The sequence below is a fragment of the Metabacillus endolithicus genome, from assembly GCF_023078335.1.
In the GTDB taxonomy this organism is placed as follows: domain Bacteria; phylum Bacillota; class Bacilli; order Bacillales; family Bacillaceae; genus Metabacillus; species Metabacillus endolithicus.
In genome coordinates, this window is record NZ_CP095550.1 from 1,018,763 (window position 1) to 1,031,204 (window position 12,442).

Sequence of the window (12,442 nt, forward strand, 5' to 3'; positions counted from 1 at the left end):
CTTAATATTCCTCCCTATATTTACGAGAAATATACTGAGCAACTAGGTTCATTATAAGAGTAAAAACAAATAATGTCATAGCAACAGCGTATAAACTGTAATAAATAGTTGAACCTGCAGGAGCTTCCCCACCAGTTACTTCAACGATATAAGCAGTCATTGTCTGCATGGATTGTGTTAGATCAAAGGTAAAGTCCTTGTTACTTCCACTTGCAATTGCGACGATCATAGTTTCACCAATCGCACGAGAAATTCCTAATACAAACGAAGCAATTATACCAGATATAGCAGCTGGAATGACAACTTTCCAAGTTACCTCAAGTTTTGTCGAACCAAGGGCAAGAGCACCTTCTCTCATTGTGTTTGGTACAGAACTCATTGCATCTTCAGAGAGTGAAGCTACCATTGGAATGATCATAATACCCATCACTATACCAGGGCTTAAAATATTTGTTGGTTCTAGAGCCGGTATAAATGATCTTAATAAGGGTGTTACAAAGGTGTAAGCAAAAAACCCATATACGATCGTAGGAATACCTGCAAGAATTTCTAATATAGGCTTTAAAACTCTTCGCACTTTATCTGAAGCGTATTCACTCAAGAATACAGCTGCCATTAAACCAACTGGAATAGCCACTATCATGGCAATAACTGTTGAATAAAGAGTTCCCAATAATAATGGAAGTACACCAAATACTGCATCATCACCTAATGGTTTTAAAATTGTTCCTGTATAAAAGTCTAAAAATGATACATCTCTAAAAAAGTTAATTGTTTCAGTTAATAGAGTAACAACTATACCAATAGTTGTCAGTATTGATATTGTTGCAATTGCTAATAAAAATTTAGGCATGAACTTTTCTGTGACTGAAGTTAAATTTGTCGTGCTTCTCTTTTTTTCAATCATGTCACGGATGCTCTCTTTATTATCCAAGATCGAAAACCCCTTCCATCCTCCACATATTATGTAAGGTGAAAATTTTATTGTAGATAGTTTTAATAGAAGAAAATACATAAGAAGATGAGAAGCTAAACTTCTCATCTTCATACAGTTAGGAAAACTTCGAGGATGATTATTTTAATCCTTCTAAGAAGCTGATTGATTCTTGAATTACTTCATCTTTTAATGGAGCAAAACCAGTTTCAGCAGCTACATCTTGAGCATTTTCCATAGTGTAGATTGCATAATCAAGAACTTGTGGCTTTTCTTTTGCCATATCAACGTTTAAGTATGTGAATACTGGACGAGTAAATGGTTTGTACCCAGCTTCATCATCTAAACCAATTGTATCTAAACTTGGGGCAACTGGACCATTACCAAAGTCAACATTAACTGCGCTTAATTTATCTTTATTGCTATCGTAGTATCCATATCCAAAGAATGCAATTGCATTTTTATCTTTTGAAACAAGATCTACAAGAGTAGAATATTCTTGTTGTAGGTTTACACTATCAACGAAATCTTTTTCTTCCATGATCGTTTCAAACATGAACTCGTTAGTACCATGGTTTTCGTTAGGACCCATAGGCTTGATTTCTTCAGCTGGCCATTCTGGATTAATATCAGACCATTTTGTTACTCCACCTTCAGCAAGGAAGATTTTAACAACTTCTTCTTGAGTCATTTCAGTTGCCCAATCATTTTCTTTATTGATAACAAAAGTTAAACCATCAAGAGCAACTTGGAATTCTTTAACTTCAATACCAAGCTCTTCAGCTTTAGCTGTTTCTTCATCTTTAATATGACGAGATGCATCATTGAAATCAGTTCCGTTTTCAGCTACAAGAAACTTTTCAAAACCAGCAGAAGTACCCGCACGACTTACTTCAACAGAAACTTCTTCATTTTCACCCATATAGTTTTCAGCCATTCTTGCCATGAAAGGATATACAGTACCAGAACCATCAATTACAACGCTACCTTCTAAAGTTGCTTCTTCTTCAGTAGCTTCTCCGTTACCAGTGTTCGTTTCTTCTGCAGTTTCTCCGCCACCACAAGCAGCTGCGAAAACAACTAAAATTCCCATTACGATAAGTAATGCTAGGTTTTTAAAGCTTTTCATTGCCAAATTCCCCCTAAAGAGTGTTTTTTGTTTTGTCCTACGAGTAATAGAATAACGCTCTAGTATTAATAACGTTTTAACTGAATGTAAAGGTTTTGTAAATTTGTGATGGAGTTTGTCATATTTTGCGTAAAGATGGGTATTAGGTTTATTAGAACATTATTCATTTTTTATTTTTATACAATGGAAATTGTTGCATAATAAAACGAACCATATTTACCCACTATTGTCACCATCAACAAGATTGTTTTTTAAAACTGGTTTTCGACTAGTTTGCTCTAAACTTTCTTCGCTTTCTTCTAGTTGAACATTTTTTACAAAAAAGTATATAACGAAGTGCCCCGCTCCAATAATGGCAAGTAAAAACGGAATACTTTGTTTTTCATCAAAGAAAGAAATAGCAATGATAAACCCTAGTATTGACACAATTCTTCCTGCGTTTAGAAAAATCTCTTTTACTACAATGTACTCTATTCTTGCTTTTGCAGCACTCCACGCCTTTCCAATCACATCAAATGTTAATGACATATACGGAACGAGTAACATCGGATACCCTATAGCAATGAGTACAGCATATATAAGTAGCTTTTGATAAGTCAAATCAAACAAAATTAAATAAATTGAGAAATATAGTAAAGTTCCACCTATTAAAATGAAACGCTTACGCTTATTTTTCTTTATCACCCGTGATGCAAGATAATAACCTATAAAAGCTACACCTGAATTGACTAAACCGAAAGTCCCTAACGCTAATTCACTGCCTGTTGTAATAAAGACGAAAACACCAATGACAAAAGCAAATGTTCCTTCCCTTAATCCTTGAAAAAAATGCGCTCTTGTAATATGTTGCCAATTTTTATTATTCTTTCTTTCATGAAAAATTCGTCTTAATATAAAATCTCCTTCGGCTTTTCTTCTCTTTAAAAAAAAGCTCAGTACTACAGCGCCTGAGAATAATAAGAGAGAAATTGTAAAGATTGTCGTATAACCAGTAAAGTTTTTTAGCCTGGAGATGACAAAACCGGCCACTATAGGACCAACCATTCCTGCTGTTGAGTTCATCACACCTAAAAATCCATTAAAGAAATCTCTTGTTTCAGGTTCAGTAATCTCAAATGTTAAAACGTTAAATGCAAGCCAGTAGAAACCATAACCAATCCCTAAAGTACCGCCTAGTAGGATAAGAAATTTAGCAGCAGATCCTCCAATCATAAGGACACTTAAGAAAAAAACAGCTAAAAAAATTACACCTAGCCTTAATACGATTACACGATCTACTTTTTTAGCTAGCCTTCCTGCAAAAATAAAGGTTAAAGGCTGCATCACTACAATTGATAAGTTGTAAATTGCTAAATCAATAAACTTTCCGGATTGTTTCCATAAGTATACGTTCACAAATGTATTAGAAAGTGCAATACTTAGGGAATATAATCCTCCTATTACTAATAATAAAATCAAATCCTTACTTACATCTACATCACCGATAATCTTTTTCATTTTTGACATAAAAACTACTCCCCTTCAACTTCTAGTACATAGTTTGTCTTATCGGTTTGTAGTTATGTATATATCTTGTAATTAGTAAATTGAGTGGAAAAAACCATACAAAAAAGGACTAACAAGTCTGTTAGCCCTTCTCTTTAACTTCTTATTATTTCGCAGCGCTGAAACGCTTAGAAACTTCATCCCAGTTTACTACGTTCCAGAAAGAAGCGATGTAATCTGGACGACGGTTTTGGTAGTTTAGGTAATAAGCATGCTCCCAAACATCTAAACCAAGGATCGGTGTTTTTCCTTCCATTAAAGGAGAGTCTTGGTTTGGAGTGCTTGTTACTTCTAATTGACCATTGTTTACAACTAACCAGCCCAACCTGAACCGAAACGAGTTGTTGCCGCTTTAGCAAACTCTTCTTTAAAGCTGTCATAGCTGCCGAATTTAGCATTAATTGCTTCACCAAGTTCTCCAGTTGGCTCACCGCCACCATTTGGAGATAGAATTGTCCAGAATAGACTGTGGTTTGCATGTCCACCACCATTATTACGTACTGCTGGACGAATAGCTTCAGGTACAGCGTCTAGATTAGAAACTAATTCTTCAACACTCTTACCTGCTAGATCAGCATTTCCTTCTAAAGCAGCATTTACATTTGTAATGTAAGTGTTGTGGTGTTTTGTGTGATGAATGTTCATTGTTTCTTTGTCAATATGTGGTTCTAGTGCATCATAAGCATAAGGTAATTGTGGTAATTCGTAAGCCATTTTTTTGTTCCTCCTTAATATATGTACGTGATCAAAGCCTGTGTAAGCTTTTCAAGTTTAAGGTTACCAAAATTGCCCTGTACTTTCAATTGAAAAGCATTCAAACACATAACAGTTTTCTCACAAGTAATAAATTATATACAACAGAAGAACCTATCTTAAAACCTGAAAAAGAAAATACGCTATCATACTTAATTGAATGAATCCTTTTGCAAACACTCCTGAAATAAATCCTAATAGAGAACCAACACCTGATTTTACAGCTAATTTAAATTCCTTCTTATGAAATAATAACTCTGCAATTACAGCACCTATAAATGGCCCTATTATTACACCGATAAACGGAACAATAAAAGGTCCAACTAAAAGACCAATCGTACTTCCCCAAATAGCTGCTTTACTACCGCCAAATTTTTTTACCCCTAACAGATTTGCTAAATAATCTGCTCCGAATAGTAAAGCAATAAAGAATCCCTGTATAATCCAAAATAACCATGTTAGTTCAGTAAATTCAAAAAACCATCCATATAGTAAAAATCCAGCAACAATAAAAAGAACACTTGGAATAATTGGATAGATAAGTCCAATAAAGGAAACAACAAACAATAAACTAATAACGGACCAATAGATTATTTGCATAAAAAACCTCCTTAAAATAAATAGTGGCTATTACAGACTACTTTTATTACATTATTTAAGTACTCTTTCTCTAATAATATATGATGAAGCAGAATAAACGGCCCTTAGAACAGCACAATTTAATATAAAATTAAAAGACAGATTGCCTAAATATGAGTGTTTAGACAATCTGTCTTTTTTAGTTCACGTTAAATTGTTTTGAAATACTAGACAATGAATTAGATAAACCTTTTAATTGTAAACCAATTTCATGGGTGCTTTCCATCTGCTGTATTTGATCACCACTAGTTGAAAGCATCTGTTCTGAACTTGCAAGAGTTTCTTGTGAAATGGATGAAAAGCTTAACGTTCCTTCCTCTAGGTCTGGGAGAACTGATTTTAAGCCTTGAAGTTCTCCTTGCATTCCTTGCAGTCGTTTACTCACTGTCTCAATTTCAACCATTAATTCATCAAAAGATGCTTTTGATGAATTTGCTGTTTCTAAGTTGCGTTTAATTTTCATAAGCATATCATCGAATTCTTTTGTAGCTCGAATCGTTACATCTTCCATTTCAGCGATTGATTTTGAGATATCTACAGTTGCCAATGAGGATTGTTCTGCTAGTTTACGTACCTCATTTGCAACAACAGCAAAACCTTTTCCTGCTTCTCCTGCTCTTGCAGCCTCAATTGTAGCATTAAGAGCTAATAATTTAGTTTGATCGGCGACACCTTTAATTAAACCTACAAGATTTGTGATAGAAGAGGAATGATTCTTTACTTGTTGAATCGTTGAGGTCATATGCTCAAAATCTTGTTCGAAACTATGGATGGTATTGATTAAATATGTGTTGTTCTTTTCTCCTCGCTTTGCAGATAAATTCATATCTTCAGAGCTCTGAAAAACTGTGTCCATCCCGGAAATCAAAAGTTCAATTCTATGTTTCATTGATTGAAAGCCATTTACACTGCTTTCTGAGCTACTTGCTGTTTGTTCTGCTCCTTGTTTTACAACATTAATGGCTTCAATTAGCTGACGGCTATAAGAAAGGGCATATTCTGAAGAATGGCTCAGATTTTCCCCGGTATTTTCTAGCTCTGTTGTTGTTTCATTGATTTCATTTATCACGACTCTCATCTGTTCAATCATCATATTAAAACTAACTTTGAGAGATTGAAGTTCAGGAATTGTTGTATTAATTAAGGCTTTTTTATTTAGATTCCCCTCACGCACCTCAGTCATAACATTTTGAAGCTCATTTAGTGGCTTTGTTAGACTTCGTACAAACATAATTAAAAGGATAGTTGAAATAATTAAGCTCACAGCCATTACAATAATCATAAATTGTGCCATTTCATTTACTGGACCTAAATAAGATTCAGTTGGAACAACAAGAAACGTTTTCCCATTAATCTCTGGCACTTTTATCACAGAAATTGTATAGTCTTTTCCATCAATTGTTTGATGAAAAACAGCATTTTTTCCATTTGCTATTTTTTCTTTAAAAGACTCAGTAAAAGAAATGTTTGCTTTATTACTTATTTTAAATGGTTTAATTTCATTCTCCGAATAAAAAAAGATATCCGATTGGATGCCGTCTGATTCTAACTGTCGTTGCTGATCACGAATACTAATCTCTAATTGTTGCATAAAATACAGATTATCACTCACATATAAGAACTTTAAGTTTTTAGCAACGTATGCCATCACTTCTGATTCACGGCTTATCCGGTTTTCAATCGTCTCAATTGTTGTATCTTTTGCCTTTAGGTAAGAACTAATTCCAACAATATTAATAGAAACAATCAGTAAGAAAATAAATAAAAACAATAAACGATTTTTTAAACTGAATTTTGAAAAAACTCTACTTATTACAGAATTGGTTTCTGGTATCTTTTCCTTTTCTGTATTCTCTCTCTTTTTAAGCTTTATCTGTGTAAATTTCTGCTTATGTATTGGTGTCTTTTTTATGTAGTTCGCCCATTTCAATCCCAAGCTGAAGCCCTCCATATCTCGTGTAATTTCGACTAATTATAACATCGAAATGTTAAGCTAGTGTTAAGATTAACATCCACGTCAATAAGACCTTCTTCTTATTTTTATAATAAAAGATCCACCAATTTTGCTAATTTAATGGTAATTATATAAAAAGGGGCTGACCCAAAAGTCTAGATTTTAGACCTTTGGGTTAGCCTTTTTTTAAAAGTGTTTTTAATAAAGTTAAATATAAAAACTGGTTCGTTACATTGCGCTCCAGACACTTGCTTTCCGCGGGGAGGAAGCTGAGCCTCCTCGCCTTCGCCTGCGGGGTCTCAGCCTTTCCTCTACCTCCCGCAGGAGTCAAGTGTCTTCCGCTCCATTCCACTATCCATTTTAAATAATATTTATCTGCATCAATCTACGAAAACAGCTTTTTAAAAGACAAAATTAAAACAAAAAAATCGTCCAATTTTGTATAATGAAGTTACCACACCACCTTATACAAGAAAGGAACGATTTTTTTATGAAATATGATCATATCTCTTTCGTTAATTATAACATGAATCAGTTAGTTCTTCCATTAGACCTTGAAATTCTCATCCCTCAAAATCATTTATCTATCATTGTTCACGAAGCTGTAGAAAAGCTAGACGATACTTTGTTGGTTCAACCCTACAAAGGTGGTGGACGCCCATCCTATCACCCAAAAATGTTACTTAAAGTCATCATATATGCTTATACACAAAAAGTTTATTCAGGAAGACAAATGGAAAAGTTACTAACCGAAAATATCTACTTTATGTGGTTAAGCGGTAGTCAAACTCCTGATTTTCGTACGATCAATCGGTTTCGATCAGAGCGAATGAAAGACATTATCTATCAAGTCTTCTTCTCAATTGTAGAGTTACTACGTGAAAAAGGATTAGTCAAGCTGGAGCACTATTTTGTAGATGGGACTAAGATTGAAGCAAATGCAAATCAGTATACTTTTGTTTGGCGGAAAGCGACAGAGAAATATGAAAAAAGTTTAGATGATAAATATCGTCAACTCGCTTTACAAATTGAGCACATCCTTGAAAATGAGGAAAAGACGGCCCCTTCCATGGAAATTTAGAAGAAAAGCTGAAAGAAACTCCTATTACTTCAGAACAGATTGAACAAAGTATTAAAAAGTTAGAAAAGCATTTAGAGACAGAACCTAAAAATAAAGAGGCAAAAAAAGCTGTTCGATTATTAAAGAAAGACTATCTTCCTCGAAAAATGAAATATGAAGAACAAAATCAACTTTTCAATGGAAAAAACAGTTTCTCGAAAACAGATAATGATGCAACCTTTATGAGAATGAAGGAAGATCATATGCGAAATGGGCAGTTAAAACCAGGATATAATGTACAAACAGGAACAGAAGGTCAATTTATTACAGGTTTCTCTCTACATCAAAGAGCAGGTGATCCAGGCTGCTTGATCCCTCATCTTCAACACCTGGAGGAGCACGGAGTGAAACCAGAAAAAATAGTTGCCGATTCTGGTTATGGTAGTGAGGAAAACTATGACTTTTTAGAAAGAGAAGGACTAACAGCGTACATAAAATATAATACATTTGATCAAGAACAAAAAAGAAACTGGAAAAAGAAAATCGAACGTGTAGAAAATATGGAGTACGATGAGGAACTAGATGAGTTTATATGTGCAAACAAGCAAAGCCTTGTTTTCCAGTATGAAACCTCAAAAACTTCTGAAAATGAATATGTTTCAATTAAAAGAAAATATTCATGTTTTGAATGTGCCGGCTGCCCTTTCCAAAAAACTTGTGCCAAAGGAAAAGAACAAAAAACAATTACAATATCTCTAGAAAATCAAAGACAACGAAAAGAGATTCGTGAACGTCTTCAGAGTGAAGAAGGAAGAAAATTATATAGTCAACGAAAATGTGATGTGGAAAGTGTATTTGGACAAATAAAACATAATCAGCAGTTCAGACGCTTTTCGATGCGTGGCCTCCAAAAAAATAAAATTGAATGGGGGGGCTTCTTTGCGTTGCGCATAACTGTAAAAAAATGCAGAAAGCAATAAAAAGAAATAAAGTAAAAGAGGAAATTGGATGCCAATAAGGGGGAGAATACCCCTTTTTCATTAAAAAATCCTACTTATTTGGTTTCTATGCAAAAAATAAAGAAAGGGTGCTCAAAAGGTCGTTATTTAACAACCTTTTGAGTCACCCTCTTCAGATATTTTTAATGAATAGATTAATCTCTGTAACCTAAAACAGCTTCTGCGATGTTAACTGAATGATCACCAATTCGTTCTAAGTTGCTAATAATGTCAACAAAAACAATACCAGCAGAACCTGTACAGCTTCCTTCATTAATTCGCAATATATGTTTTTTACGAAGAGTTCTTTCCATTTTATCAATTTGCTCTTCTGACCTTAGAACCTTAGATGCTAAAGATGTGTCTTTATCATCTAAAGCTGCTATTGCATCTATTAATGTTTGAATTGTTAAGTCAAACATTTCTTGAAGATCCTGCTTTGCTGAATCCGTAAGTTTCACTTTATTTGTTATTTGATAGCCAACCAATTCGACCACATTTTCAAAATGATCTCCGATGCGTTCAATATCTCTGACTGTATCCATTAGCATGCTGTGCTCTTCTGATTCAGCTGTCGACATCTCACTTCTTGAAATCAGAATTAAATAATCCGTTATTTTTCGATCTAAATTGTTAATGGCATCCTCAAGTTGCAAAGCAGTGTCCGCATTTTTTTGAGAGAAAGTCATTTGATAATCCCTTGCAGCTTCTAAACCAACAGTTGCAAATTTCCCCATTCGAAGTACTTCTTCTTTTGCTTGCCCTAGGGCAATAGAAGATGATTGTTCAATAAAAATTGGGTCAAGGTGCTTTGCTTTATATTCAATAACTGAATCTTCACCTGGGATTAATTTTGTAACAATCCAGGCTAAGACACCAATTAGAGGTAATTGAATAATTGTGTTTGAAAAGTTAAATGTTCCATGTGCAAAAGCAATAGTCATTTCAGGGTTAAGATTTAATTTTGCTTGTAAAAATTGCATGAAAACCGTAAAAAGTGGTAAGAAAATTAAAAAGATCGTCGTACCAATTAAATTAAAAATAACATGCGTTAAAGCAGCTCTTCTTGCAGCAACAGAAGCTCCAATAGAAGCTAATACAGCTGTAATTGTTGTACCAATATTATCACCAAAAAGAACCGGTAAAGCTGCCTTGATATCTAATAGACCTTGGCCAAAAAGCTCCTGCAAAATTCCGATTGTCGCGCTTGAACTTTGAACAATAACTGTAAAGATTGTACCTACTAAAACACCAAGCAGAGGATTAGAACTCATACTTACAGTTAAATCATGAAAGGCCTCTAAAGATCTCAACGGCTTCATTCCGTCACCCATTAATTCTAAACCAAAGAAAAGTGCACCAAAGCCAAACACAATTTGACCGATGTTATGTATTCTTTTATTTTTAAAGAAGAATAAAAGGATTGCACCTACAGCAATAATAGGTAACGCATAATCAGAGATCTTAATTCCAATAATAAATGCCGTAACAGTGGTTCCTATATTAGCTCCCATAATAACACCAATAGCTTGTCTAAGTGACATAAACCCAGCACTAACTAAACCAACAGTAATAACTGTTGTGCCACTACTTGATTGAATTAATACTGTTACTATAATTCCAGCTAAAACACCCATTAAGGGGTTTGTCGTAAACTTATCCAAAATATCTCTTAGTTTGTCACCAGCGGAGCGTTGCAGACCATCTCCCATATATTTAATTCCAAATAGAAATATCCCAAGTCCACCAATGAATTCAAATATCATCTTCTGGATATCCAGTTCCAAAATTTCCAACTCCTCATTTCGTCTTTTGTCGACAAACATCTACAACCCTTACAATTATTAACGATATTCCGTTTTATTGTAAAGATGTTTTTCTAAAATATTTACAAAAAATTTATAAAAACTTTACAAAAGATCCTTAATTTAAAAATAAACCTTAACTTTGACTTCATTCCTTGTCATATTTCTTTTTCATCTATAAAATATAAGACGTATAAATTATAAGGATGTGTTTCATAACATGAACGTTTTTAAACAGTTATATACTAGCATATACTCACCTAAAACCATATCCACTTTTCGCTTTCAGGGAATAGGAAAAACTATTTTATATGTCTTTATCTTATCGTTACTTAGTACAATTCCGACTGGTTATCACTTTTCCACTGGCTTAAGTGAGGGTATAAAAGGGTTTGATCAAACATTACAAAATGAACTTCCCGACTTTATTATTGAAGATGGTCTTCTTTCAGCTGACACAGAAAAGCCAATAGAAATAAAAGTAGATGATTTTATCATTATTTTAGATGAATCAGGTGCTTTCGGTGTAGAAGAAATTGAGGCAAAACAAAATGCTATTGGTATTTTGAGCGATCGATTTGTATTCTCTGCAAATGGGCAAGCACAATCATACGAATATAGCCTATTGAACATGTCAATAACAAAGCAAGATTTAACGGAAATCACTTCACAGTTTAATCAACTCCTACCTATTGTTTTAACTATATTATTTGTTGTAATGTACTTATTCGGAGAACTTTCGTAAAGTTTATAGAAGTAACTTTTTTAGCATTGCTGGGATTAGCCATCAAAAACAGCTTACAAAGGAAACTTAACTTTAAGCAGGTTTGGGTTATGGCCGCCTACTCAACAACACTTGCAACCGTCTTTTTCTTTATAATGGATAGTCTACAGGTTATTGTACCAAGCGGCTTCATAATCAACTGGTTTGTTCATTTAATTGTTATCTATTTAGTTTTAAAAGAAGTGCCACCTATTAAGAAGAAAATAAAAGAAGCATAAAATAACGCGGATTATCCCGCGTTTTTTTATGTCTTCATTCCTTCATTTCTGCTATCAGGTCTAATCTATTAACTCTATTATTTTTAACATAATATCTAGGTTCAAAACATAGAGTGTATTATAGAATATTTAAAAAACCCTGGGAGGCAATGATGAAGCGATTCTCAACTATTCTTATCGGATTATTTCTTCTGTACATTATCTATTACGACTTCCAAATTGGAACACTTCCAGTTACAAATAAAACATCTACTGTACAAGTAGTAGCCTCTGAGAGTATAGATAAACAGCAAGCGAAAATCCAAAGCTTTGAAATGACAGTAAAACAGGGAGACACCGTATTATCCATTATTGAAAAGCATCATGGAACCCTCCCTGTATCAATTGAACAAATAATCGAAGATTTCGAAACCTTAAATCCTAAAATGGATGCAGAAGCAATTATGATCGGGCAAAAATATACTTTTCCAAATTATAATCAATAGATCATTCTTGTCATTTCCACCCCATCACTGTAAAATGAGGGTTGGTAAGTATAATTACTAGTAAAATAAAATGTAGTCAAGTATCATAAATATTGGATAAGATTATCGAAGGTTTAAACTTATTGTTAAGGAGCGATT

9 protein-coding genes and 2 pseudogenes are annotated in these 12,442 nt (G+C 33.8%); 4 read left to right on the top strand and 7 right to left on the bottom strand.

Translation table 11 applies throughout. The features are described 5' to 3' along the window. Position 1: 1 nt before the first annotated feature. From pstC to MVE64_RS05670, 6 genes and pseudogenes are all read right to left on the bottom strand, one after another. The gene (pstC, locus tag MVE64_RS05645) at positions 2-907 is read right to left on the bottom strand and encodes a phosphate ABC transporter permease subunit PstC (protein ID WP_247346975.1); all 906 of its coding nucleotides are present in this window, start codon (positions 905-907) and stop codon (positions 2-4) included. Positions 908-1,073: 166 nt separating this feature from the next. After that, positions 1,074-2,063: a PstS family phosphate ABC transporter substrate-binding protein gene (locus MVE64_RS05650; RefSeq protein WP_247344556.1), complete on the bottom strand. Its 990-nt coding sequence runs from the start codon at positions 2,061-2,063 to the stop codon at positions 1,074-1,076. A gap of 216 nt (positions 2,064-2,279) precedes the next feature. Continuing rightward, positions 2,280-3,569 carry an MFS transporter gene (locus tag MVE64_RS05655; RefSeq protein WP_247344559.1) on the bottom strand — a complete coding sequence of 430 codons (1,290 nt, stop codon included), beginning with the start codon at positions 3,567-3,569 and terminating at the stop codon, positions 2,280-2,282. Between the two features lie 145 nt (positions 3,570-3,714). Further along, positions 3,715-4,322 (bottom strand): annotated as a pseudogene (sodA, locus tag MVE64_RS05660) (superoxide dismutase SodA). A gap of 153 nt (positions 4,323-4,475) precedes the next feature. Then, positions 4,476-4,961 carry a DUF456 domain-containing protein gene (locus tag MVE64_RS05665; protein ID WP_247344562.1) on the bottom strand — a complete coding sequence of 162 codons (486 nt, stop codon included), beginning with the start codon at positions 4,959-4,961 and terminating at the stop codon, positions 4,476-4,478. A 178-nt stretch (positions 4,962-5,139) separates the two neighbouring features. After that, positions 5,140-6,936 carry a methyl-accepting chemotaxis protein gene (locus MVE64_RS05670; RefSeq protein WP_247344564.1) on the bottom strand — a complete coding sequence of 599 codons (1,797 nt, stop codon included), beginning with the start codon at positions 6,934-6,936 and terminating at the stop codon, positions 5,140-5,142. Positions 6,937-7,444: 508 nt separating this feature from the next. Here MVE64_RS05670 and MVE64_RS05675 point away from each other — a divergent pair. Continuing rightward, positions 7,445-9,032 (top strand): annotated as a pseudogene (locus MVE64_RS05675) (IS1182 family transposase). 135 nt (positions 9,033-9,167) lie between these two features. On the opposite strand, the gene MVE64_RS05680 reads toward MVE64_RS05675, so the two are convergent. Then, a complete protein-coding gene (locus MVE64_RS05680; protein WP_247344567.1) occupies positions 9,168-10,799 on the bottom strand; it encodes a Na/Pi cotransporter family protein in 1,632 nt (543 codons plus the stop codon). 238 nt (positions 10,800-11,037) lie between these two features. Between MVE64_RS05680 and MVE64_RS05685 the strand changes: the two genes are divergently transcribed. The 3 genes from MVE64_RS05685 to MVE64_RS05690 all read left to right on the top strand — a co-directional run bounded on the left by MVE64_RS05685 (position 11,038) and on the right by MVE64_RS05690 (position 12,304). After that, positions 11,038-11,562, top strand: a complete 525-nt coding sequence (locus MVE64_RS05685) for a DUF1189 domain-containing protein (RefSeq protein ID WP_281730461.1) — start codon at positions 11,038-11,040, stop codon at positions 11,560-11,562. Between the two features lie 5 nt (positions 11,563-11,567). Beyond that, positions 11,568-11,819 (top strand): DUF1189 family protein, encoded by a 252-nt coding sequence (locus MVE64_RS27345; protein WP_281730496.1) that lies wholly within the window; start codon positions 11,568-11,570, stop codon positions 11,817-11,819. A gap of 152 nt (positions 11,820-11,971) precedes the next feature. Beyond that, entirely contained in the window at positions 11,972-12,304 is a 333-nt protein-coding gene (locus MVE64_RS05690) for a LysM peptidoglycan-binding domain-containing protein (protein ID WP_247344570.1), read from the top strand. Positions 12,305-12,442 lie beyond the last annotated feature (138 nt).